A 23,103-nucleotide genomic window follows, 5' to 3' on the forward strand; every position below is an offset into this window, starting at 1 on the left:
TGAGTGGTGGGATCCGGCGTCACGGCCGGACGAGGGTGCCGATCTTCTCCCCCGCGACGGCGCGGGCGATGTTCCCCTCCTCCAGGAGATTGAACACCAGCATCGGCATCTTGTTGTCCATGCAGAGGCTGAACGCGGTCGCGTCGGCCACCTTGAGGCCCTTCTCGAGCGCGGCGCGATGCGTGATCTCGTCGAAGAGCTTCGCGTCGGGGTTGGTGCGCGGGTCGCTGTCGTACACCCCGTCGACCGCCTTCGCCATGAGCACGACCTCGGCGCCGATCTCCAGCGCGCGCTGCGCCGCCGTGGTGTCGGTGGAGAAGTAGGGCATGCCCATGCCGGCGCCGAAGATCACGACGCGGCCCTTCTCGAGGTGGCGTCGGGCGCGCAGCGGCAGGTACGGCTCGGCGACCTGGCCCATGGTGATGGCGGTCTGCACGCGGGTGTCGACGCCCTCCTTCTGCAGGAAGTCCTGCAGAGCGAGGCAGTTCATCACCGTGCCGAGCATGCCCATGTAGTCCGACCGGGCGCGGTCCATGCCGCGGTTCTGCAGTTCGGCGCCGCGGAAGAAGTTGCCGCCGCCGATGACCACCGCGATCTCGTGGCCGCTGCGCGCGACCTCCGCGATCTGCTGCGCGACCGTCGTCACGACGTCGGGGTCGAGCCCGACCTCCCCGCCGCCGAACATCTCGCCGCCCAGCTTGAGCAGCACGCGCTTGTAGCCGTGCCGCACCTGTTGCTCCGTGTCCTGATCCGTCTGCTGTCCCTGGGCCGTGTCCGTCACGACGACCATCCTATGCGGGCGGCGCGGATCCTCGGAGCCGGTCCTCGATCAGGTTGCCCAGCGCGCGCTGTCCGGCCACCGTCGGGTGCAGTCCGTTGGCCTCGGGCTCCTGCGCGCGGAGCTTGATCCCACCCAGCCGCACGTACGGATCGGGGTCGCAGGCGGTGCGGTCCAGCGGGGGCTGGACGTACATGACCCGACGGTCCGCCGCCACCTCGCGGATGAGCCGGTCGAGGCTGCGGTACCAGGTGCGCCAGTGCCCGACGTTCTCCTCCGGGATCCCGGCCCGGTCCAGGCAGGCGCTGTCGGGCGGACCGTCGAGCGGGAACAGCGGGAGGTAGCCGACGAGCACGACCCGCACGTCCGGGGCGGCGGCCTTCTTGATGGCGTCGACGGTCGCCGCGTACTGCGCACGCACGAAGTTCCACCCCTGCGAGCCGGGCAGGTCCTGGGTGGACGCGGCGGCGCAGCGGTCGTCGGGGTTGCCGAGGCAGTGCACGACGATGTTGCCGAAGCCCAGGGAGTTCGCACCGATGATGACGGTCACGAGCCGGGTGTAGGGCCCGACCCCGTACAGCTGCGGGGAGGTGTTCGGCTTCGGTGAGGGCTGGGTGAGGTCGTCGAGGGTGGCGCCCGAGCAGGCCCGGTCGGTGAACGAGTAGGGCTGCAGCCGCTGCGCGAGGACGTGGCCGAGGTCGTCGCCGTTGCGGGCGCACAGGTCCAGCGGCCGCACCTTGGCGTAGGACCCCGAGGCGGCGTAGCTGTCGCCCAGGGAGACGTACTGGGCCCCGCCAGGGAGGTCCGGGATGTAGCTCACCCCGTTGGTCTGGTGGTGCACGTACCCGCTGCCGCCGCCGATCGCCGTCGACGCCCCCACGGCGAGCACGAGGCACGCCACGAGGGCGAATGCGATCGCACGCCGGATCCAGGACACCCCGGCGACACTACACAGGCGTGAATTCGCTCCTGCGACGCGCGAGGTACCCCGACGGCGAATACCCCAGGAAGGCCCGGACCTCGCGGCTCAGGTGCGCCTGGTCGGCGAATCCGGCCGCCACGGCGACGTCCGCGGCGCTCTCCCCGGCCTCGAGCGCGCGGCGCGCAGCGTCGAAGCGCATGAGGCGCGCCGCCTGCTTGATCCCCATGCCGAACTCGGCGGTGAACTTCATCGCCAGGTAGCGGGACGACCAGCCCGACCGCTCGACCAGCTCGGCCACCGTGACCCGCCCCCGGCGCGCGGCGAGGTGCGCCCAGGCCGCCGCGGCGTCGGGCTGCACCTCGCGGCCGGACGTCGCACGACGGGCCAGCACGGCGGCCGCGACGGACTCGCGGTCGGCGGCGGGCGCCGCCGCCACGCGGCCGTACAGCTCGGCGGCGAGTCCCGGCCGCAGGTCGTCGAGCTCGACGGCCTCTCCCCCGAGCTCCGCCGCGGGCGCGCCCGTGAGGGCGCGGACGAGGCTCGGCCGCACGTCCACCTGGACGCCGCGCTGCAGGCCGTCGTGGTGCACGAGGTAGGGCGTCGGATGCATTCCCGAGATGCACAGCCGGAAGGTCGTGCGGTCCGGCAGGCCCGGCCCCGTCAGGTCCAGTCCGTGACCGAGGTCGATGATCATCGTGAGCGACGGCGAGGGTACGGCGAGATGCGTGCCCGGGACGACCCCGCTGATGTCGTAGGCGGCGGCCCGGGCGATCCCGGGCGCCGTCACCCCGCGTACGTACCGAAACTCCACGTGTTGCCCTCCGGATCGGCGACGGAGAATCCCCTCGACCCATAGTCCTCCTCCCGCATGTCCCGCACCAGGCGGGCGCCGAGGTCCGTGGCGCGGGCGTGGACGGCGTCGGGGTCGCTGACGACCACGTAGACGCTGCCGCTGCCGGCCGGGGTCGAGAAGGTGGTGTCCTGCTTGCACGTGGAGTGGACCATGACGCGGCCGCCGTCGGGCCAGAGCATCTCGGAGTGGACGACCTCGCCGTCGCCGTCGCCCTCGACGAGGATGCCCTCCTCGAAGCCGATCGCGCGCAGCCATTCCCGCGCGGCGAGCGGGTCGTCGTAGGTGAGCCCGGGCCAGATGTTCGTGTCTTTGCGTGTCGTGTTCATGCCCTCAAGACTCGCAGCCGACGGCACCGTCGGGCTTGAAGAAATCCGCACGCCTCCGCGCCTCCCGATCGAACACCGTTTCCGACCGCGAACCAGCGGGTCGGGCGGACAGGAACAGTGTTCAATCGGGGTGCGGAAACGACGAGGCCCGCACCGACGGATCGGTGCGGGCCTCGTGCGTAGGACGGAGGATTACTCCTGGCCGACCTCGAAGCGCGTGAAGGCGAGAACCTTCGTACCGGCCTCGTCCAGCACCTGCTGGACCGACTTCTTGCTGTCGGTCACCGACGGCTGGTCCGGCAGAACGGTGTCCTTGTAGTAGGCCACGGTCTTGCCCTCGACGATCTTCGGCAGCGCCTGCTCCGGCTTGCCCTCGGCACGCGCGGTCTCCTCGGCGATGCGACGCTCGTTCTCGATGACGTCGGCGGGGACCTCGTCCCGGCTGGCGTACTTCGCCTTGAGCGCGGCGACCTGCATGCCGGCGCCGCGAGCGGCCTCGGCAGCGGTGTCGCCCTCACCGGCGAACGAGACCAGCACGCCCACGGCGGGCGGCAGGTCCGAGCTGCGCTTGTGCAGGTAGACGGCGGTGGGGCCGTCGTAGCGCGCGATGCGGCGCAGCACGAGCTTCTCGCCCAGCTTGGCCGAAGCGGCCTCGATGCGCGACGCGACGGTCTCGCCCTCGAGCGGCAGCTCGAGCACGGCCTCGACGGTGGCGGCGTCCGACGCGGCGGCAGCCGCGACGATCGCATCGGCCAGCTCCTGGAACTCCGCGTTCTTCGCCACGAAGTCGGTCTCGGAGTTGAGCTCGATGAGCACGCCGCCCTTGGCGGCCACGAGGCCCTCGGCGGTGGAACGACCGGCGCGCTTGCCGACGTCCTTCGCGCCCTTGATGCGCAGCACCTCGACGGCCTTGTCGAAATCGCCGTCGGTCTCGGTGAGCGCGTTCTTGCAGTCCATCATCCCCGACCCGGTGAGGTCGCGGAGACGCTTGACGTCAGCGGCGGTGTAGTTCGCCATGAATTGCGGCTCCTTAGCGTTGTAGGGAAGTGCGACCGGACGCGCTACTCGGCGGCCGGGGTCTCGGTGGCCGGAGCCTCCGTCGCGGGGGCCTCGGCGGCGGGCGCCTCGGCAGCGACGGTGGCGGACTCCAGCAGCTCCTGCTCCCACTCGGCGAGGGGCTCGCCGGCGCCGGCCTCGGGCTTGGCATCGCCGGTGGCGACACCCGCGCGGGCCTGCACGCCCTCGGCCACGGCGGAGGCCACGACCTTGGTCAGCAGAGCAGCGGAGCGGATCGCGTCGTCGTTGCCCGGGATCGGGTAGTCGACGAGGTCGGGATCGCAGTTGGTGTCGAGGATCGCGATGACCGGGATGCCCAGCTTGCGCGCCTCGCCCACGGCGATGTGCTCCTTGTTGGTGTCCACGACCCAGATGGCCGAGGGGACCTTGGCCATGTCGCGGATACCGCCGAGGGTGCGCTCGAGCTTGTTCTTCTCACGCGTGAGCATGAGGATTTCCTTCTTGGTGCGACCCTCGAAGCCACCGGTCTGCTCCATGGTCTCCAGCTCCTTCATGCGCTGAAGACGCTTGTGGACCGTCTGGAAGTTGGTGAGCATGCCGCCCAGCCAGCGCTGGTTCACGTAGGGCATGCCGACGCGGGTGGCCTCTTCGGCGATCGACTCCTGGGCCTGCTTCTTGGTACCGACGAAGAGGACCGTGCCACCGTGGGCGACGGTCTCCTTGACGAACTCGTAGGCCTTGTCGATGTAGGTCAGCGTCTGCTGCAGATCGATGATGTAGATGCCGTTGCGGTCGGTGAAGATGAATCGCTTCATCTTCGGGTTCCACCGACGGGTCTGGTGACCGAAGTGCGCGCCGCTGTCCAGCAGCTGCTTCATGGTGACGACAGCCATGATGCCTCTTTCGTAGTTGCAGTTGTACACGCCGCGACGACCCTCGACTCCGCTGGTCAGCGGCCGAGAGGCGATGCGCGGTGTCCTGGTGTTCCGCCGCACTGCACTCCTTCGAGAAGGAGACCGCGCCGCACGGCAGCGCCCCGAACGAACCAGGGCGCCTCAAGGAACACGCGTAGTCACTCCGCCATCTGGACGGAGCGCAAGAGCAAGTGTACGCCCGCGGCGTCGACCTGCGAAATCGTTGCGATTCCGCAGGTCGACGGTGCCTCGTGCCGACTAGGCGTCGACGGGGTCGGCGCGGCGCGAGGCCGCGCGCTCCTCCCAGAAGGTCGCGTTCACGATGCCCAGCGGCGCCGGGTCGAACTGCGGGTCGATGCCCAGCTTCTGCTGCCGCTCGAAGTCGCGCAGGGCCTTGAAGGCGGCGTTCTGCAGGACCAGGATGCCGATGATGTTGAGCCACGCCATGAGCCCGACGCCGAGGTCGCCCATCGCCCAGGCGTCCTCGGCCGTGGACACCGCACCGATCGTCACGGACACCAGGATCAGGACCTGCAGCAGCATCGTGAGGACCCGGCCGAGCGCCGAGTTGAGCACCGGGATCACCACGACGGCGAAGCGGCCCATCAGGAAGCGCAGGTTGGTCTCGGCCATGTAGTAGTACGCGACGATCGTCGTGAAGCAGAAGAAGGCGAGCGAGATCGCGATGAAGCTGGCGCCGCCGCCCGGGAACACCGTGTCGAAACCCTGCTGCGCGTACGCGGGACCGACGGACGGATCCCCTTCGAGCGCGCCGCCGTCCTTGAGCACTCGGCCCGACGCGGAGCCGCCGTCGAAGACCTTGTACGCGCCCGTCGACAGGATGAGGAAGGCGGTGGCGGAGCAGACCAGGAGGGTGTCGACGTACACCGCGAAGGCCTGCGCCAGCCCCTGCTTGGCCGGGTGGCTCACCTCGGCGGCCGCGGCGGCGTGCGGGCCGGTGCCCTGGCCGGCCTCGTTGGAGTAGATGCCGCGCTTGACGCCCCACTCGATCGCGAGGCCCAGCGCCGCGCCGACGCCCGATTCGAGATTGAAGGCGGAGGCGACGATGAGGCGGAAGACCTCGGGAACGATCGAGATGTTGACGGCCATGATGATGAGCGCCGCCAGGATGTACAGCACCGCCATGAACGGCACGACGATCGCGGCGAAGATCGCGATGCGCTTGACGCCGCCGATGATGACGAAGGCCAGCACGATGACGACGGCGACGGCCGCGATCCACGGCTCGATGCTCCACGCGTTCTCCATGGCCGCGGCCATGGAGTTGGACTGGACCATCGGCATGAGCAGGCCGCACGCGGTCACGGTGACCGCGGCGAAGATCAGGCCGTAGACCCGGCCCGCCAGCGCGTACCGGGTGTGCGCGAAGGCGCGGGAGAAGTAGTAGGCCGGGCCGCCGCGGTACTCCCCGGTCAGGCGGTCCCGCTCCTTGTAGATCTGGCCGAGGGTGCACTCGACGAAGGAGGTCGACGCCCCGAAGAAGGCGACGAGCCACATCCACAGCACCGCGCCCGGACCGCCGAACGCGATGGCGGTGGCGACGCCGGCGATGTTGCCGGTGCCCACGCGCCCCGCCAACGACATGGCCAGCGCCTGGAACGAGCTGACCCCCGAATCCGAGCTCTCGCCCTTCTTCAACTGCCCCAGCATCGCTGGGATCTGGCGCACTTGCACCAACCGGGAGCGGATGCTGAAGAAGATCCCCACCCCGAGACAGAGGTAGATCAGCCCCTTGCTCCACACGTACTCGTTCAGCGTCGCCAGCAGGTCAGACATGGAGCAACAATAAAGGGCGGTACAAGCGCCGGGGGCGCATCGGCGATCTTCCGTTACCCACAAGTAATCCCACCGCAAAGAATCGCGGCGAACCCGCCCCCGTCAGCGCACGAACAGGTCCTCCAGGTGACGGTCGATCGCGGCGAGGGCGTCGGCCGGCTCGATGACCTGCAGCTCCAGCAGGGGCGTCAGCCCGGTCAGCGCGAGTAGGCGGTCCGTCTCCGTCGACGGTGCCCGGTCGGCCGCGATCCTGCCATCGGCGATCGCACCGCGGACGAGCTCCTCGACCTGCGCGCGACCCCGGCGCATACCGTCCCGGGTCCGGGCGCGGATCTTCTCGTCGTGCAGCGCCTCGAGCACGTAGGCGGTGTTCATCCGGCTGGTCGCGCGCGAATCGGGGTGCAGCGGGAGCATCTCGGCGAGCACCACGCGCAGCACGTCGCGCGGGTGCGGATCGGCCCCCAGGACCGCGAGCCCGTCGGCCACGCGCGCCGCACTCCGCTCGGCGGCGAAGTCCATGGCGAACGCGAGCAGTTCCTGCCGGGAGGCGAAGTAGTGCTGCACCTGGCCGTGGGACATCCCGGCCTCCTTCGCCACCTCGCGCAGGCTCAGTCTGAGGACGCCGGATGCGTCCACCACGCGCCACAACGCCCGCGCGATCGCCTCGCGGCGCTCCTGGTGATCGACCTGCTTCGGCATGACGCGTCCTCCCGACCTTCCAATACACTTGAAATAATACAACTGGCTGATAACGTCGGGGTGAGGACACGCCGAGGCCGAACAGGAGGCCGCCATGCAGGAACACCCCAGGGTCACGACCGCGGAGGGCATCGTCGAAGGCAGGCACCGCGGTGGCACCGCGACGTTCCGCGGCATCCCCTATGCACAGCCGCCCGTCGGGGCGCTGCGCTTCGCCGCACCCGCGCCGGTCCCCCGGTGGGACGGGGTGCGCCCCGCGATCGACTTCGGTCCCCCGCCGCCGCAGTCCGGGCCCGGCCCCAAGGCGGAGTCCTCGGACGACGCGGACTGGCTCACCGTCACCGTGTGCACGCCGGACCCCGGCCGGTCGGGACTGCCCGTCCTGGTGTGGATCTCCTGCGGCGGCTACATGGCCGGCACCGCGGCGGATCCCATGTTCGACCCCACCTCGCTCGCGACCGAGGGCCTCGTGGTCGTGATCGTGCAGTGCCGGATGGGCGCCGAGGGCTTCGCGCTGCTCGACGGCGCACCGTCGAACCGCGGCCTGCTCGACCAGATCGCCGCGCTCGAGTGGATCCGGCGGAACATCGCCGCGTTCGGCGGCGACCCCGAGGCGGTCACGATCGCCGGCACGTCGGGCGGGGCGGGATCCGTCGCCGCGCTGCTCACGATCCCGGGGGCGCGACCGCTGTTCCGGCGGGCCATCACCCATTCGGTCCCCGGCCTGCACATCACCCCGGCGCTGGCGACGGAGGTCACGGCCGCGCTCGCGGAGCGTCTCGGCGTCGCGCCGACCGCGGCGGGGTTCGCGGACGTCCCACCGCAGCGCCTCGCCGAGGAGGTCACCGCGCTCTGCGCCGACTCCCCCGCGCACCGCGAGCGGTGGGGCCGCCTCGCCCGCCTCGGCATCGTCGTCTGCCCGGTCATCGACGGGGACCTCGTGCCGCAGACGCCGTGGGAGGCGCTGGCCGACGGCGACGCCGCGGGCATCGACCTGCTCGTCGGGCACATGCGCGACGAGTTCCGGCTGTTCAGCGTCATGATGGGCGTCCGCGGCACCTTCACCGAGGCCGATGCGGCCAGCGCGCTGGAGGTGTTCGCACCCGGCGACCCCACCGCGTACCGCGCCGCGTACCCGGACGCGACCGTGGAGGACATGGTCGAGATCGTGTTCTCCGACGCCACGTTCCGCATGCCCTCGGTGCTGCTCGCCGAGGCGAACGCCGCGGCCGGCGGCACCTCGTTCCTGTTCGAGATGTGCTGGGAGTCCGAGGTGTTCGGCGCCTGCCACAGCATCGACGTCCCGCTCGCGTTCGGGACCCTGGACAGCCCCACGGGCGTTCTGCTCCTCGGCGAGCCCGCGCCCGACGGTGCGCGCGCGGTCTCGGACGAGCTGCTCCACGCGTGGGCGCGGTTCTGCGCCACCGGCGATCCGGGCTGGCCCCGCTACGACGCCGACCGCCGGAGCACCCGGCTCCTCGGCGCCCCGTCCAGGACAGCGCCGTACCCGGAGGAACGCTCGCGCCGCATCTGGCAGGGCCGTCCGCCCGCGCCGTTCGCCCCCGCCTGACCGGACATCAGGAAGGAACAGCGGTGCCCCCACCCGTCCACGTGACCACCTGGCGGCCCACCGATCCGGGTCGCCGGGCCGCGGTGCCCGCGATCTTCGTGCACGGTGTCTTCACCTGGGGCGACGACGACGCCTACGGCTTCGCCGCGCAGCGGCCGCTCGCCGACGAGCGGACCCTGCTGCTCGTGGACCGCCGCGGCTACGGCCGGTCCCCCGACACGGATCGGAGCGACTTCGACACGGACGCCGACGATCTCGTCGCGCTCCTCGACGCGTGCCCGGACGGCGCGCACCTCGTCGGGCATTCCCACGGCGGGCTCGCCGCGATGATCGCCGCGGCGCGGCGCCCGGAGGCCGTCCGATCGCTGGCGCTGATCCAGCCGTCGGCCCTGCGTGCCGCGGCGGACCACCCGGCGGTGCGCGACCTGCTGGCCCGCGTCGACGCCGCGCCCGCCGACGCACCCGAGCCGGATCCCGCGGAGTTCCTCCGGCTCTCGACCGAGGGCATGGGGATGACGATGCCGGAGCCCACCCCCGAGCGACTGCGCGCCGTCGGCACCTCCCTGCGCGAGCGACCGGTGTGGGAGGCCGACCCGCCGCTGGAGCCCCTGGCCGCCGTGCCGTGGCCCGCGCTGGTCATCACGGGCACGTGGGACGACGCGCCCGCGGAGTACCGGCGCTACGCGGGCGAACCGCTACTGGCCTGCGCGGACGCGGTGGCCGGGCGGATCGGCGCCCGGCGCCTGCGCGTGCCCGGCTACTACCCGCACACGCAGCACCCCGCGGAGGTGAACGCGGCGCTGCGTGCGCTGTGGGGCGGTCAGGCCGCGACGGGCGCGGGCTCGGCGGACTCGTCGGCGTAGACGTCCGTGCGCGGCGCGTTGTAGGCGTCCTCGTCGAGGATCCCCTCCTGCTTGGCGACGATGGTCGGGACGAGCGCCTGGCCGGTGACGTTGAGCGCGGTGCGGCCCATGTCGACGATCGGCTCGACGGCCAGCAGCAGGCCGACGCCGGCGAGCGGCAGCCCGAGGGTCGAGAGGGTCAGCGTCAGCATCACGGTCGCGCCGGTGGTGCCCGCGGTGGCCGCGGAGCCGATCACCGAGACGATCACGATGAGCAGGTAGTCGGTGATCCCGAGCGGGACGTGGAAGAACTGCGCCACGAAGATGGCCGCGATCGCGGGATAGATCGCCGCGCAGCCGTCCATCTTGGTGGTGGCGCCGAGCGGCACGGCGAAGGAGGCGTACTCGCGCGGGACGCCGAGGTTCCGCTCGGTGACGCGCTCGGTCACCGGCAGGGTGCCGATGGAGCTGCGGGAGACGAAGCCGAGCTGCGCGGCCGGCCAGACGCCGCTGAAGAACTGCTTCACCGAGAGCCCGTGCGCCCGGATGATCAGCGGGTACACGACGAGGCCGACGATCAGCAGGCCCAGGTAGATCGCGCCCGTGAAGACGCCGAGGGAGCCGATGGCGTCCCAGCCGTACGTCGCGACGGCGGTGGCGATGAGCGCGGCGGTGCCGATCGGCGCGAGGCGGATGATCCACCACAGCACCTTCTGGATGATCGCGAGCAGCGAGGCGTTGAAGGCGATGAAGGGCTCGGCCTTCTCCCCCACCTTGAGCGCGGCGATGCCGATCGCGGCGGCCACCACGAGCACCTGCAGCACGTTGAAGCTGAGCGAGACGGAACCGTCGGACGCCTTGGCCTGCAGGCCGAGGAAGTTGGACGGGACCAGGCCCGTGATGAAGGCCCACCAGGAGCCGGTGCTCGACGGCGCCTTCCCGTCCCCGGTGACCGTGGTGTGCGCGCCGGGCTGCAGCACCAGACCGAGGACGATGCCGATGATCACCGAGATGAAGGCGGTGATCGCGAACCAGAGCAGCGTCTTGCCGGCCAGGCGCGCGGCGTTGGTCACGTTGCGCAGGTTGGCGATCGACGCGATGACGGCGGTGACCACGAGCGGCACGACGGCCACGGTGAGCAGCTTGACGTAGCTGGAACCGATGGTCTTGAGCGTGCCGACGAGCCAGTTCACGTTGCCGTCGGCGGCGGGCGCCATGTTCCGGGCGATCAGGCCCAGCACCACGCCGGCGACGAGGCCGACGATGATCTGGAAGCCGAAGTTCTTCAGCAGCGCGGGCACGCGCGACGGGGTTTCCACAGAGGACATGTCGATGTCCAACGATCGGCGGTGCCTGCGTGTTCCTTTTCGCTCACGCTGAGCGGAATGCCCGCACCACGACGCGCGCCGGCCGCACGTTGCGCCCGGGCACGCTCAGCCCCGGGGCCAGGACCTCCGCGACGGTGCGGTCCTCGTCCTCGGCGTCCGCGGCGACCACGTCGGCGGCCTCCATGACGGCCGGGTCGAAGGCCTCCCCGACGCGGGGGGTCACGACGGTGCCGCCCCGTCCGACGAGGAGGCGCTCGACGCGCGCCGCGACGGCGGCGAAGGCCGCGCGCTCGCGCTCGGACTCCGCGGTGTCGGCGCACGCGGTCGTCTCGCCGAGGAGGGCGAAGAGCTCGACCACGAGCGGCAGGTCGGCGCCCGCCCGGTCCCGGGCCTCCCGCGCGCCCTCCGCGTCCGCCAACCGTTCGACGGTGCCGGCCTGCCGCGCCAGGATCCGGGCCAGATCCTCGACCCGCTCGGCCAGCCGGCCGTCGGGGTCCCCGGCGCCGCTCGCGGCCTCGTCGGTGCTCATGTTCGCCCACCCTAGCGCGCCCCGTGCGCTGCTAATATCCCCGCCATGGGGGTCTACGGAATCGACCTGGGCACGACCAATTCTGCGATCGCGCGCATCGGCACGGACGGTCGCCCCGAGATCGTCCGCGGGCTCGGCGGGGAGACGACGGTGCCGTCGGTCGTCCTGTTCGCCTCGGCCTACGACCACCTCGTGGGCGAGGGCGCGCGGCGGCAGGCCAGGCTCGATCCCGAGCACGTGTGCAGCCTCGTCAAGCGGCGGATGGGCGACGCGCAGTGGCGCTTCCGCGCGCACGGCGAGACCTGGTCGGCGCCGGCGGTCTCCGCGCTCATCCTCAAATCCCTCGCGGGCGACGTCGCGTTCAGCGGCGGCGAGCCGGTGCGGCGCGTGGTCATCACCGTGCCCGCCTACTTCGGCGACGAGGAGCGTCGCGCCACGCTCCAGGCCGGCGCGTACGCGGGCTTCGACGTGGCCGGGGTGCTCTCGGAGCCGATCGCGGCCGCGCTCTCCTACGGCTTCGGCCGGCTCGACGGCGGCCTCGATCTCGGCAAGGGCGCGCCCCGCGAGACGGTGCTGGTCTACGACCTGGGCGGCGGCACCTTCGACGCCACCGTCATCGAGCTCGCGGACCGGCGGATCTCGGTACTCGGGGTCGAGGGCGATCACCAGCTCGGCGGCGCCGACTGGGACGAGCGGATCGCGCTGCACCTGTCGCAGAGGTTCTGCGAGGCGAACCCCGACGCGGAGGATCCGCTCGACGATTCCGCGGGATCGCAGTCGCTGGTGCTCGCCGCCGAGCAGGCCAAGCACGAGTTGACCCTCGCCGATCGCACGGACGTGGTGATCGCGCACGACGGTGCCCGCGCCGTCATCACGCTGACCCGCGCGGAGCTGGAGGAGATGACGGCGCCGCTGCTGCGGCGCACCGTCGACCTGGCCCGGGACTGCCTGCGGACCGCGGAGAAGCGGGGCGTGCACAAGGTCGACCGACTGCTGCTGGTCGGCGGGTCGTCGCGGATGCCGGCCGTCGCCCGCGCGCTGCGCGAGCAGCTCGGCCTCGAGGGCGAACTGCACGACCCGGACCTCGCGGTGGCCCGCGGCGCGGCCCTGTACGGCGAGAAGCTGGAGATGGAGCGCCTCGTCGCGGCCGACCTCGTGACCCGCGGCCTCCTGCCCGACGGCGCGCCCCCGCTGCACGCGCAGGCCACCGAGTTGGAGCACTCCATCGCCCGCGTCGCGGCGTCGTTCCAGCAGCCGGTCTCCCTGGTGCGCCGGATGCTGGAGATCCAGGTCGATACCGTGATCTCCCGCGGTTTCGGCGTGCTCGCGGTGCACGAGGGCGGCGACCTCGGCGTCACCTGGCTCGTGGAGCGCAATCAGACGCTGCCGGTGCGCGTGCGCCGCTCCTTCGGCACGATGCGCGAGGACCAGCAGCAGATCGAGGTCACCGTCGTCGAGCAGCAGGGCCAGGTGGCCTCGCAACGCCTGGGCGACGCGAAGCTGTTGGTGGAGGGCACGATCCGCGACATCCCGCCCGGCTACCCGGCGGGGAGCGAGGTGCGCATCACCTTCGAGATGGGCTTCGACGGGGTCCTGCACGTGACGGCGCACCACGTGGATGCGGACCTGCCGCTGACCCTCACCGCGCAGACCGGGGCGATGCTCTCGCAGGCCGACGTCGAGCGCGAGCTCGGCCAGGTGCAGCGGTCGCGGCGCCGCGACTGACGGGGACGCTCGACCATGACGCCGATGCCGCCCTTCGATCCCAACGACTACCGCAAGCGCGTGCTCGCCGCCGTCGCCCGGCGCGGCGGCCCCGAGCGCACCGATGCCTTCGAACTGTACGACGTGCCGCTCGACGACGCCGCCCGGCTCACCGACGCCGAGGTCGCGGCCCGGCTCGACGAGGTCTGGGGCTTCTGGCAGCGCCAGCGCGACCACCCGAAGTACCGGTCGCTCGTGGCACGGCTCGTCGACGAGCACGCCGAGCGGAGCGCGCCGCTGCGGTCCGCCGCGAGCCGCGCGGCCGAGGCGGCGCGGGTGCGGGCCGAGCGCGACGAGCGGGACGCCGCCCGGTACGAGATCCTCGACACCGCCGTCGCGCGACTCGTCGAGCGCTACGGCGGCGTGCCCGCCGAGAAGGTCCCCGGACTCGAGGAGATCGGCGCGCTCGGCGGCCTCACCGCCGCCGAGGTCGCCACCCGGCTGCGGCGCCACCGGGTGCTCCCGGACGCCGCCCCCGCACCCTCCCCGCAGGCCGCTCCCGGCGGTCTCACGGTGCAGCGCCGGGCGCAGATCCGCGCGCTGCTCACCGAGTGGAGCGAGCTGTGCGGCGAGTCGGTGCCCACACTGTTCGCGCTGCTCGGGCTGGGGATCACGGACGCGAACGACGTGGTGGAGATCCGGGATCGCGCCGCCGTCGTGCACCGCCGCGCCCGGGAGATGGGCCCCGGCCGCGGCCGCGCCGTGCTCGACGAGTTGGGCGTGCACGTGCGCGAGGTGCTCACCGTCGGCCCGCTCGCCGACGCGTACGCGCGCGCCGTGGTCGAGGACGCCACGGAGATGCTGCGCCCGAAGGTCCGCGCCGCGATCCTCATCGAGGACCGGCTCATCGGGCCCGACTACGAGTACCTCGCCGGCGAGGGCGAGGAGCAGGGGCTCGACCGCGCCACCGTCGAGCGGGTNCNCGCCGAGCTCGCCGCCGAGTACGGCGTCGGGGTCGGNCACCCGCCTCCCGGCGCGCCGCCCGNNCGTACGCCGACGCGGCCCGCGCACTGGCACTGCTGCAGCGCCGCGCACTCGACGCTCCCCCGCCGCCCGGCCAGCCCACGCTGCAGGAGGCGATCGACGAGACCCGTCGTGCGCAGGCGGGCACCGCGCCCGCACCGCGCGCCACCACCGCCGCACCGTCGCCACCCGACACGTCGGCCCCGCCCGCCGCACCGGTGCCCGAGCCGCCCTCCGCACCGGCGCCGCCCACGGGCGTGACGGCACAGCAGGTCGACGGGGCNGTGCTGATCACCTGGTCCTCCCCGCACCCGGCGGCCGACTTCAAGGTCAGCCGGCAGCGGCCCGACGGCGGCTGGAACGTGGTCGGCCGCACCCGCGAGACGCGGCTCGAGGACGGCGGGGCGCCCCGCCGCGCGGTACCGGTCTACGCGGTGATCGCCGTGGTCGACGGCGTCCCGTCGGCCGAGGCCCGCTCCGACGCGCGCCCCGCACCCGCGCAGCCCGCCGCACACCGGCCACCGTCGACCCCGGCGCCCGCGACGTCGCCCGCCCCGACCGCGCCGTCGGCCCCGGCAGGTGCCTTCCCCGCGATCACGAACGTGGCGGTCGCGGGCGACCGCCTGACCTTCGACTGGCCGCACGACGTGACGGAGGTGTCCGTCACCGCGCGCGTCGGCGGCCCGCCGCGCTCCCCCGTCGACCCCACGGCGCGGACGTGGAAGGTGACCAACACGCGGTACCAGATCGACGGTGGCGCAATCCTTCCCGCGGAACTCCCCCGGCCGGCGCATGTCGCCGTCGCGGCGTGCCGGCGCGGTCCCGACGGGACGCTGCTCCTCGCGCCCGATTTCGCCCGGACGGCGCACCTGCTGTTGGATTGACGGGTGTCACGACCCCGCGCAGACTCCCGCAGGAACCCCGGAGAACTCCGCCTGGCCCTCATCCTGGGCTCGCTGGCGGCGTTCGGTCCCATCACGACCGACCTCTACCTTCCCGCCCTCCCGGCCGCCGCCGCGGACCTCGGCGCCTCGCAGCCCGCGATCCAGGCGACGCTCACCGCGTGCCTGATCGGCCTCGCGGTCGGGCAGATCTTCGTGGGGCCGCTCTCGGACTCGATCGGGCGTCGCCGGCCGATGGTCGTCGGGATGGCGCTGTTCGTCATCAGCTCCCTGCTGTGCGCGATCGCGCCGTCGGTGTACCTGCTCGACCTCGCGCGGCTCCTGCAGGGCGCCGCCGGCGCGGCCGGCATCGTGCTGAGCCTCGCCATCGTCCGGGATCTGTTCGACGGTGTCGCCGCCGCCCGGATGATCGCGGCGCTCATGGCCGTCGGCGGTGTGGCGCCGATCGTCGCGCCGCTCGCGGGCGCGCAGCTCCTCCGGTTCATGGAGTGGCGCGGCCTGTTCGTGGTGCTCGCCGTGCTCGGGGTGGCGCTGCTCGCGATCGCCGCCGCGAAGGTGCCGGAGACGCTGCCGGCGGCGGACCGTCGGCCGGTGGGGTGGGGGTCGGTGGCGAACGGTTTCGTCTCGCTCGCGCGGGACCGCCGGTTCGTCGCGCTGACCCTGACGGGCGGCCTCGCCTTCGCCGCGATGTTCGCCTACATCTCCACCTCGGCGTTCGTCTTCCAGAGCCACTACGGCTACACCGAATCGCAGTTCAGCATCGTCTTCGCCGTCAACGCGGTCGGCCTGCTCACCACGAACCTGATCGGCGGGCGACTGGTGGGCCGCGTGCCGGTCGCGTCGCTGGTGCGGATCGGGCTCGCGGGCATGGTGATCGGCTCGGTCGCGTCGCTCGCCGCGCTGGCCGCGGCGCACCCGCCGCTGGTGATCGCTGCGCTGTTCGTCACGGTCTCGAGCCTCGGTCTCGTGATGCCGACGGTGGCCGCGCTCGCGCTCGACGACCACGGGGACCTGGCCGGGACCGCCTCCGCGGCGCTCGGCGCGGCGCGCATGGTGCTGGGCGGCGTCGCGGCCCTGTTCGCCGGCATCGGCGGGAACCCGGTGGTACTCGGCACGGTGATGGTGCTGTGCGCGGTGGGCGCGGCGGTGTCGTTCGTCATCGCCAAGCGAACGCCAACCGCCGGCCGGTAACGTGGCCGTATGACCGATTCAGTCTCACGAACCTACCGTTCGCTGCCCGGAATCAGCACCCGCGCGTGGGAGCACCCCGCGGATCGCGCCGCACTCGTCGCCCTGCGCAGCCTCAAGGGCTTCGACACCATGCTCAAGGCGATCTCGGCGCTATTGCGCGAGCGTCAGCACCGGCTCCTGTTCCTCGCGTCGGGCGTGCGCGCGGACGACCGGCAGTTCCGCGACCTGCACGCGATGCTCGAGGACTGTGCGCGCGTCCTGGACACGGACGTCGTACCCGAGCTGTACGTGGTGCAGAGCCCCACGGTGAACGCGATGGCCATCGGCATGGACCGGCCCTTCATCGTGATCAACACGGGCCTGCTGGAGCTGCTCGACGAGGAGGAGAAGCGGTTCGTGATCGGCCACGAGCTCGGCCACGCCCTCTCCGGCCACGCCGTGTACCGCACCATGCTCATGCACCTCATGCGGCTCGCGGGCACGTTCGGACTGATCCCCATCGGCGGCTGGGCGCTACGCGCCCTCGTCGCCGCGCTCATGGAGTGGCAGCGCAAGTCCGAACTGTCGGGCGACCGGGCCGGGCTGTTGTGCGTGCAGGACCCCGACGTGGCGATGCGCGTGCACATGAAGACCGCGGGCGGCACCCGCCTCGGTGAGATGGACACGCAGCGCTTCCTCGCCCAGGCCGCGGAGTACGAGCGCACCGGCGACCTGCGCGACGGTGTGCTCAAGCTACTGAACCTGGAGCTGCAGTCGCACCCGTTCTCCGTGCTGCGCGCCGCCGACCTGAACCGGTGGGTGGAGCGCGGCGACTACGGGCGGATCATCGGCGGCGAGTACCCGCAGCGCGGCGAGGACGACCGTGCCAGCACCGGCGAGGAGTTCCGGACCGCCGCCCGCACCTACAAGGACGGCTTCGACGCCTCCGCGGACCCGCTCATCACCACGCTGCGCGATTTCGGGGCCTCCGCCGTGAACACGGTCGGCCAGGGCGTGACCGACGTCGCGACCGGCGTCGGCCGCAAGATCGACGAGTGGCGCCGCAACTCCACACGGAAGTACGACGAGGGCCGGTGAGCACTCCCCCGTCGCCGGACGAGGCGCCCGAGCCGGACGCGGCGCGCGAGCCCGACGCGGCACCGGAGGCGGCACCGGAGTCGGCACCGGAGTCGGCACCGGAGTCGGCACCGGAGTCGGCACCCGAACCGGTGGCCGCCGACGAGCCGGAGGCCGTCCCGCTGAGCCGGCGGCCCGCCGTCCTGACGATGCTGGCGCTCATCGTGGTGTGCGTGATCGGCAGCCTCCTCATGCGGTCGATGAACGGCTGGCTCAACCAGACCTCGGTGTTCTACGTCGGGCTGCCCGCACTGCTGGCCGCCCTGCTGGTGATCTCGCGACCGTCGACCAGCGCCTACGGCATCGTGCTCAAGGGCACCACGCTGTTCCTGCTGATCGCCACGATCTTCGCCGGCGAGGGCGTGGTGTGCGTCCTCTTCGCCGCGCCCCTCGTCTACGCCGTGGCGCTGCTCGTCGCCGCCGTGATCAACGCCGCCCGCAGGAGCGGACGCGACGCGCGGGTGATCGCCGTCCCCGCGCTCCTGCTCGCCGTCGCATCGGCGGAGGGCGCCGTGCCCGCGCTCACGCTTCCCGCGGAGAACACGGTCACGGCCGAACGCATCGTCGCGGCCACCACCGAGCAGGTCCGCACCGCGGTCGCCGGGCCGCTGCGCTTCGCGACCCCCACGGGCGCACTGGCGCTCGGCTTCCCGCGCCCGCTCGAGGACCATGCGGAGGGCATCGCCCCGGGGGACGCCCGGCACATCGTCTTCAGCGGTGCCCCGCAGCGGGCCGCGCCGCTGCACGGGCACCACTGGGGCACCGCACCGTCGACCCTGACGCTCCGGGTCGCCGCGGCGGGCGACCGGTCGGTGGACTACGTCGCGGAGCGGGACGCCACCCCGATCGCGACCTGGCTCACCTGGCGCGCGTCGACGGTGCGCTGGGAACCGGTCGAGGGCGGCACGCGGGTCACCTGGTCGCTGACCTTCGAGCGGCGCCTCGCGCCCGCGGTGTACTGGACGCCGCTGGAGCGCGCCGTCGCGCAGCGCGCGGCGGACTACCTCATCGGCTCGCTGGCCCTCCCCGGCTGACGTGCCCGCCGATCTCCCGCTCGAGGTGCTCCGCCCCGCGGTGGCCCTCGTCCCGTGGGTCCTCGCGGCGGCCGCGTCACTCGCCGCGGACCGGCGGCGCCGCGCCGGTGCCGCGCTGGCGGCGCTGTGGAACGCCGTGGCCCTGCTCGCGGTGAACGCCGCCGCGGCGCGCGCCGACTGGTGGGCCTTCGGCACTCCCGCGGATCGGGTCACGGGATCGACGTGGGCGGGCGTGCCGCTCGACGTCGTCCTCGGTTGGGCGGTGCTGTGGGGCGCGGTTCCCGTGCTGCTGGGCGCCGTGGTGCGGCCGGCGCTGACCGCGGCGGTTCTCGTCGCCGGCGACCTGCTCGCGATGGCCGCGCTGGAGCCGCTCGTCGTGCTCGGGCCGGCCTGGCTGTGGGGCGAGGCGGCAGCCGTCGCGCTCGCCCTAATACCGGGCCTGGTGCTGGGCGAGCTGACGGCCCGCGGCCGCGCCGTCCGGGTGCGGTCCTGGCTGCAGACGGTCCTGTTCACGACGATCCTCGCGTGGTGCCTGCCGACGGCGGCGCTGGCCTTCGCGGGCCGCGGCTGGGGCGAGGCGCTGACCGCGTGGCCGCGTCCGGTGCTGTCGCTGTGGATCCAGGCGGGACTGCTCCTGGCGATCGTCGCGCAGCGGGCCGTGGCGGAGTTCGCCGAGTACGGCGGCACGCCCTTCCCGTGGGATCCGCCGCCGCGCCTCGTGCGCACCGGCCCGTACGCCTATCTCGCGAACCCGATGCAGGCGTGCGCGACGGCCATCCTGCTCGTCGAGGCGGCGGCGCTCGCCGAATGGCGGCTCGCCGCCGCCGCGGTCGTCGCAGCGGTCTTCGCGGCGGTGCTCGCCGCGCGGCACGAGGACGACGAGCTGACCGGCCGGTTCGGCCCGGCCTGGGACGCCTACCGGCGAGCCGTGCGCCCGTGGCGTCCCCGGCTCCGGCCGGCCGACGGGAACGCCCCGGCCGAGTTGTGGGTATCGGCGACGTGCTCGGTGTGCGCGCCGGTCGGCACGTGGTTCGCCGCCCGCGCGCCCGCCCGGCTGACGATCCGCGCCGCGGAGGAGCACCCGGCGGGCCTGCGCCGCGTTCGCTACACGCGCCCGGACGGTACGGGAACGGCGTCCGGTCTGGCCGCGATCGGCCGCGGGCTCGAACACCTGCACATGGGCTGGGCCATGGCCGGGTGGATCCTCCGCGCGCCGGTTCTCGGCCCGCTGCTCCAGGTGGCGGCCGACGCCCTCGGCGGCGGCCCGCGCGAGCTGCGCGGACGATAGTCCGGCGGCTCAGCGCGGGGGATCAGCGCATCCAGGTCGATCCGCGGCGAGCAGGGCACCGCCGTCGTGAATGCGCCGCGCAGATGGCCGGATTCTACTCCGCACCACTGTCGAGTTCCGGTCTGACAAGGGCGATCGCACCAGGCCTGTGGATGGGACGATCTCCTCCACAGGCGGCCCGTTCCGGACCGGTTCCCGACGGTGCCGTGCGGCACCGTCGAGACATGCGCACCGCGATCCGAGCCGCCCTGGCCCTCCTCCTGGTCGTCGTGGGCGCCGCGCCCGCGACGGCGGCCGGCGACTACGACTGGCCGCTCGATCCGCGGCCCGCCGTCGCCCGGCCCTTCGCGAACCCGGAGAAGCGGTGGCAGCCGGGACATCGGGGCGCCGACCTCGCCGCCGCGCCGGGCCAGGCGGTGTACGCCGCGGGCGCGGGCCGGGTCCATCACGTCGGGCGGGTCGACGATCGCGTCGTGGTGTCGGTGCTGCACCCGAACGGCCTGCTCACCACGTACGAGCCGATCGACGAGCCCGCCGTGCGCGCAGGCGACGAGGTCGGCATCGGGTCGCCGCTGGGCCGCGTGGCCGCGGGGCACGAGGGGTGCCCGGCCACGGCGTGCCTGCACTGGGGCCTGCGCCGCGGCGCGGGGCACGCCGCCGAGTACTTCAACCCCCTGCTCCTCGTCGGAGCCGCCCCGGTCCGCCTGCTCCCGGACGCCGGCCCGTCGGGGTGAATCCGCCGGGCCACCGCGCGCGGACCGTCCGGGAATGCGACGATTCCTCCCGTGACGGACGCGAGCACGCCAGAATCGACCACGGACGACGCGAAGGCGGAACGGCTTCAGGAGGCACAGACGATCGCGTATCCCAGCGGCTCCACGCGGCGCTCCCGCACGGTCCCGCAGGACGATCCCACGCTGGTGGTGCTGTTCGGCGCCACCGGCGATCTCTCGCGGCGCAAGCTCCTGTGCGGCCTCGGCTACCTCGCCGTCTCCGGCCTGGCCCCCGAGCTGCGGGTCATCGGCACCAGCCTCGACGACATGACCGACGACGAGTTCCGTGCCTTCGCCAAGAAGGCGATCGACGAGCTCGGCGCCCGCAAGCTGACCGCCGAGCAGTGGGAGCAGTTCGCGCCCAAGCTGTCCTACGTCAACACCTCCGCCGGGCCGGAGGCCCTGGCCGCGGCGGTCGCCGCGACGGAGCAGGAACTGGCCGACGCCGACGCGGGAGGCGACCGCGAGCGAGTACGTCGCCTCTACTACCTGAGCGTGCCGCCCAAGGCCGCCACCAAGGTGATCGAGACGCTCAACGAGGCCGGGCTCGTCGACCGCTCGCGGGTCATCATGGAGAAGCCCTTCGGGGAGGATCTGGAGTCCGCGCTGGCCCTCAACGACGAGGTGCACAAGACCTTCAAAGAGAAGCAGATCTTCCGGATCGATCACTTCCTCGGGAAGGAGGCGGCGCAGAACATCCTGGCCTTCCGCTTCGCCAACGGCCTGTTCGAGCCGATCTGGAACCGCAACTTCATCGACCACGTCCAGATCGACATCCCCGAGTCGCTGGGGCTCGACGCGCGCGCCGCCTTCTACGAGCCTACCGGCGCGTACAAGGACATGGTGGTCACGCACCTGTTCCAGGTCATGGCCTTCGTCGCGATGGAGCCGCCGACGGCGCTGGAGCCGCGCGCGATCTCGGAGGAGAAGAACAAGGTCTTCCGGTCGCTGGAACCGATCCGGCCCGACGACGTGATCCGCGGCCAGTACGCGGGCTACCGGCAGGAGAAGGGCGTCGATCCCGAGTCCGATACCGAGACCTTCATCGCGCTCAAAGCGCGGATCGACAACTGGCGCTGGGCCGGCGTGCCCTTCTACCTGCGCACCGGGAAGAAGCTGGCGCAGGGCATGCGGATCATCTCCATCGCCTTCAAGGAGGCGCCGAAGTCGATGTTCCCGGCCGGCTCGGGCATCGGCCAGCAGGGCCCGGACCACCTCACCTTCGACCTCGCCGACGAGTCCAAGGTCTCGCTCTCCTTCTACGGCAAGCGACCGGGCCCGGGCATGCGGCTGTCGAAGCTGTCGATGCAGTTCTCCACCGAGGACACCGAGCAGGCCGACGACGTGCTCGAGGCCTACGAGCGCCTCATCCTCGATGCGATCAACGGCGACCACACGCTGTTCACCACCGCCGAGGGCATCGAATCGCTGTGGGAGCGGTCCATCCCGCTGCTCGACGACCCGCCGCCGGTGCGGCAGTACGAGCCGGGCTCGTGGGGCCCGAACTCGATCCACCAGCTCATCGCACCGAACGCGTGGCGCCTGCCCTTCGAGCGCAGCTGGCGCGACTAGGGGCTACGCCCGCGGGTGCGCCTGCTCGTGCGCGGCCCGCAGCCGCGCAACCGAGACGTGCGTGTACAGCTGGGTCGTCGCCAGCGACGAGTGGCCGAGGAGTTCCTGCACGACGCGCAGGTCCGCGCCACCGTCGAGCAGGTGCGTGGCGGCGGTGTGCCGGAGCCCGTGCGGCGCCACCTCGCGCCCGCCCGGCACCGACCCGGTGACCTGGTGCACGACGGTCCGCGCCTGCCGCGGGTCGAGCCGCCCGCCGCGCGCCCCGAGGAACAGGGCACTGCCCGAGCGGTCGGTGACGAGCCCGGGGCGGGCCTCGTCGAGCCAACGACGCAGGGCGGCCCCCGCGGGCGCGCCGAAGGGCACCGTCCGCTCCTTGTTCCCCTTGCCGATCACGGTGAGCACGCGCCGGCCGTGGTCGACGGAGCCGAGGTCGAGCCCGCACAGCTCGCTCACGCGGATCCCCGTGGCGTAGAGGAGCTCCGCGATCGCGAGGTCGCGGACCGCGATGGGATCGCCCTCCGCCGCACCGGAGGCCGCATTGTGCAGCGCCTGGCCGGCGTCGTCGGACGAGAGGACCGTGGGCAGGGTGCGATGCGCGCGCGGCGCCTTGAGCCGCACGCCCGGATCGGAGTCCAGATGACCCCGCCGGGCGGCCCACGCGGTGTACGTGCGGGCGGAGGATGCCTGGCGCGCGAGGGTAGTCCGGGCGGCGCCGGCCGCGGCCCGCTCCCCCAGCCACGCGCGCAGCGTCGCCAGGTCCAGGCGATCCGCCGCCACCCCGCGCTCCGCGGCGAAGGCGAGGAGCGCGGCGACGTCGGCGAGGTACGCCCGCACGGTGTGCTCGCTGCGGCCGCGCTCGAGCCGCAGGTACGTCTCGTACTCCGCCAGCGCCTCGCTCATGCCCCCACCCTAACCCCGGATTGAA

20 protein-coding genes are annotated in these 23,103 nt (G+C 72.8%); 9 read left to right on the top strand and 11 right to left on the bottom strand.

Going from position 1 to position 23,103, the window contains the following annotated elements:
* Positions 1-19: 19 nt before the first annotated feature.
* The 8 genes from pyrH to ACNAYW_RS04420 form a co-directional block, all read right to left on the bottom strand.
* The gene (gene pyrH / locus ACNAYW_RS04385; RefSeq protein ID WP_415848543.1) at positions 20-790 is read right to left on the bottom strand and encodes a UMP kinase; all 771 of its coding nucleotides are present in this window, start codon (positions 788-790) and stop codon (positions 20-22) included.
* 1 nt (position 791) lies between these two features.
* The gene (locus ACNAYW_RS04390; protein ID WP_415848544.1) at positions 792-1,715 is read right to left on the bottom strand and encodes an SGNH/GDSL hydrolase family protein; all 924 of its coding nucleotides are present in this window, start codon (positions 1,713-1,715) and stop codon (positions 792-794) included.
* A 10-nt stretch (positions 1,716-1,725) separates the two neighbouring features.
* Positions 1,726-2,487: an AraC family transcriptional regulator gene (locus ACNAYW_RS04395; protein WP_415848545.1), complete on the bottom strand. Its 762-nt coding sequence runs from the start codon at positions 2,485-2,487 to the stop codon at positions 1,726-1,728.
* A complete protein-coding gene (locus tag ACNAYW_RS04400) occupies positions 2,484-2,879 on the bottom strand; it encodes a VOC family protein (RefSeq protein WP_415848546.1) in 396 nt (131 codons plus the stop codon). Before ACNAYW_RS04400 ends, ACNAYW_RS04395 begins: the two co-directional genes overlap by 4 nt.
* Positions 2,880-3,071: 192 nt before the next feature.
* Positions 3,072-3,896, bottom strand: a complete 825-nt coding sequence (tsf, locus tag ACNAYW_RS04405; RefSeq protein WP_415848547.1) for a translation elongation factor Ts — start codon at positions 3,894-3,896, stop codon at positions 3,072-3,074.
* Between the two features lie 44 nt (positions 3,897-3,940).
* Complete coding sequence (gene rpsB, locus ACNAYW_RS04410; RefSeq protein ID WP_415848548.1) at positions 3,941-4,789, bottom strand: 30S ribosomal protein S2; 849 nt, start codon at positions 4,787-4,789, stop codon at positions 3,941-3,943.
* A gap of 279 nt (positions 4,790-5,068) precedes the next feature.
* Positions 5,069-6,607 carry an alanine/glycine:cation symporter family protein gene (locus ACNAYW_RS04415; protein ID WP_415848549.1) on the bottom strand — a complete coding sequence of 513 codons (1,539 nt, stop codon included), beginning with the start codon at positions 6,605-6,607 and terminating at the stop codon, positions 5,069-5,071.
* Positions 6,608-6,709: 102 nt separating this feature from the next.
* Positions 6,710-7,306: a TetR/AcrR family transcriptional regulator gene (locus tag ACNAYW_RS04420; RefSeq protein ID WP_415848550.1), complete on the bottom strand. Its 597-nt coding sequence runs from the start codon at positions 7,304-7,306 to the stop codon at positions 6,710-6,712.
* 94 nt (positions 7,307-7,400) lie between these two features.
* On the opposite strand from ACNAYW_RS04420, the gene ACNAYW_RS04425 reads away from it, so the two are divergent.
* Both ACNAYW_RS04425 and ACNAYW_RS04430 read left to right on the top strand, forming a co-directional pair.
* Positions 7,401-8,876: a carboxylesterase/lipase family protein gene (locus ACNAYW_RS04425; protein ID WP_415848551.1), complete on the top strand. Its 1,476-nt coding sequence runs from the start codon at positions 7,401-7,403 to the stop codon at positions 8,874-8,876.
* Positions 8,877-8,899: 23 nt separating this feature from the next.
* Positions 8,900-9,739, top strand: coding sequence for an alpha/beta fold hydrolase (locus tag ACNAYW_RS04430; protein WP_415848552.1), 840 nt, complete (start codon positions 8,900-8,902; stop codon positions 9,737-9,739).
* On the opposite strand, the gene ACNAYW_RS04435 is transcribed toward ACNAYW_RS04430, so the two are convergent.
* Both ACNAYW_RS04435 and grpE read right to left on the bottom strand, forming a co-directional pair.
* Positions 9,697-11,046 (bottom strand): dicarboxylate/amino acid:cation symporter, encoded by a 1,350-nt coding sequence (locus ACNAYW_RS04435; protein WP_415848553.1) that lies wholly within the window; start codon positions 11,044-11,046, stop codon positions 9,697-9,699. The two genes, ACNAYW_RS04430 and ACNAYW_RS04435, sit on opposite strands and share 43 nt — an antisense overlap.
* A 43-nt stretch (positions 11,047-11,089) precedes the next feature.
* Positions 11,090-11,575 carry a nucleotide exchange factor GrpE gene (gene grpE / locus ACNAYW_RS04440; RefSeq protein ID WP_415848554.1) on the bottom strand — a complete coding sequence of 162 codons (486 nt, stop codon included), beginning with the start codon at positions 11,573-11,575 and terminating at the stop codon, positions 11,090-11,092.
* Positions 11,576-11,620: 45 nt separating this feature from the next.
* On the opposite strand from grpE, the gene ACNAYW_RS04445 reads away from it, so the two are divergent.
* From ACNAYW_RS04445 to zwf, 7 genes are all read left to right on the top strand, one after another.
* The gene (locus ACNAYW_RS04445) at positions 11,621-13,300 is read left to right on the top strand and encodes an Hsp70 family protein (protein ID WP_415848555.1); all 1,680 of its coding nucleotides are present in this window, start codon (positions 11,621-11,623) and stop codon (positions 13,298-13,300) included.
* A 1,889-nt stretch (positions 13,301-15,189) separates the two neighbouring features.
* Positions 15,190-16,395, top strand: a complete 1,206-nt coding sequence (locus ACNAYW_RS04450; RefSeq protein ID WP_415848556.1) for a multidrug effflux MFS transporter — start codon at positions 15,190-15,192, stop codon at positions 16,393-16,395.
* A gap of 9 nt (positions 16,396-16,404) precedes the next feature.
* Positions 16,405-17,472 carry a M48 family metallopeptidase gene (locus ACNAYW_RS04455; RefSeq protein ID WP_415848557.1) on the top strand — a complete coding sequence of 356 codons (1,068 nt, stop codon included), beginning with the start codon at positions 16,405-16,407 and terminating at the stop codon, positions 17,470-17,472.
* Positions 17,469-18,545, top strand: coding sequence for a hypothetical protein (locus tag ACNAYW_RS04460; protein WP_415848558.1), 1,077 nt, complete (start codon positions 17,469-17,471; stop codon positions 18,543-18,545). The genes ACNAYW_RS04455 and ACNAYW_RS04460 overlap by 4 nt, the downstream gene beginning before the upstream one ends.
* A gap of 1 nt (position 18,546) precedes the next feature.
* Entirely contained in the window at positions 18,547-19,833 is a 1,287-nt protein-coding gene (locus ACNAYW_RS04465) for a methyltransferase family protein (RefSeq protein ID WP_415848559.1), read from the top strand.
* A gap of 224 nt (positions 19,834-20,057) precedes the next feature.
* A complete protein-coding gene (locus tag ACNAYW_RS04470) occupies positions 20,058-20,567 on the top strand; it encodes a M23 family metallopeptidase (RefSeq protein WP_415848560.1) in 510 nt (169 codons plus the stop codon).
* A gap of 51 nt (positions 20,568-20,618) precedes the next feature.
* Entirely contained in the window at positions 20,619-22,178 is a 1,560-nt protein-coding gene (zwf, locus tag ACNAYW_RS04475) for a glucose-6-phosphate dehydrogenase (RefSeq protein WP_415848561.1), read from the top strand.
* A 3-nt stretch (positions 22,179-22,181) separates the two neighbouring features.
* Here the strand turns inward: zwf and ACNAYW_RS04480 are convergent, their stop codons facing one another.
* The gene (locus tag ACNAYW_RS04480) at positions 22,182-23,078 is read right to left on the bottom strand and encodes a tyrosine recombinase XerC (RefSeq protein WP_415848562.1); all 897 of its coding nucleotides are present in this window, start codon (positions 23,076-23,078) and stop codon (positions 22,182-22,184) included.
* Positions 23,079-23,103: the final 25 nt, after the last annotated feature.

It is taken from the genome of Tsukamurella ocularis, assembly GCF_965138335.1.
In the GTDB taxonomy this organism is placed as follows: Bacteria; Actinomycetota; Actinomycetes; order Mycobacteriales; family Mycobacteriaceae; genus Tsukamurella; species Tsukamurella ocularis_A.

Coding starts and splice junctions, on each gene's coding strand:
- pyrH (WP_415848543.1), bottom strand. CDS start 790: ATGGTCGTCGTGACGGACACGGCCCAGGGACAGCAGACGGATCAGGAC.
- ACNAYW_RS04400 (WP_415848546.1), bottom strand. CDS start 2,879: ATGAACACGACACGCAAAGACACGAACATCTGGCCCGGGCTCACCTAC.
- tsf (WP_415848547.1), bottom strand. CDS start 3,896: ATGGCGAACTACACCGCCGCTGACGTCAAGCGTCTCCGCGACCTCACC.
- rpsB (WP_415848548.1), bottom strand. CDS start 4,789: ATGGCTGTCGTCACCATGAAGCAGCTGCTGGACAGCGGCGCGCACTTC.
- ACNAYW_RS04415 (WP_415848549.1), bottom strand. CDS start 6,607: ATGTCTGACCTGCTGGCGACGCTGAACGAGTACGTGTGGAGCAAGGGG.
- ACNAYW_RS04420 (WP_415848550.1), bottom strand. CDS start 7,306: ATGCCGAAGCAGGTCGATCACCAGGAGCGCCGCGAGGCGATCGCGCGG.
- ACNAYW_RS04425 (WP_415848551.1), top strand. CDS start 7,401: ATGCAGGAACACCCCAGGGTCACGACCGCGGAGGGCATCGTCGAAGGC.
- ACNAYW_RS04435 (WP_415848553.1), bottom strand. CDS start 11,046: ATGTCCTCTGTGGAAACCCCGTCGCGCGTGCCCGCGCTGCTGAAGAAC.
- grpE (WP_415848554.1), bottom strand. CDS start 11,575: ATGAGCACCGACGAGGCCGCGAGCGGCGCCGGGGACCCCGACGGCCGG.
- ACNAYW_RS04445 (WP_415848555.1), top strand. CDS start 11,621: ATGGGGGTCTACGGAATCGACCTGGGCACGACCAATTCTGCGATCGCG.
- ACNAYW_RS04455 (WP_415848557.1), top strand. CDS start 16,405: ATGACCGATTCAGTCTCACGAACCTACCGTTCGCTGCCCGGAATCAGC.
- ACNAYW_RS04470 (WP_415848560.1), top strand. CDS start 20,058: ATGCGCACCGCGATCCGAGCCGCCCTGGCCCTCCTCCTGGTCGTCGTG.
- ACNAYW_RS04480 (WP_415848562.1), bottom strand. CDS start 23,078: ATGAGCGAGGCGCTGGCGGAGTACGAGACGTACCTGCGGCTCGAGCGC.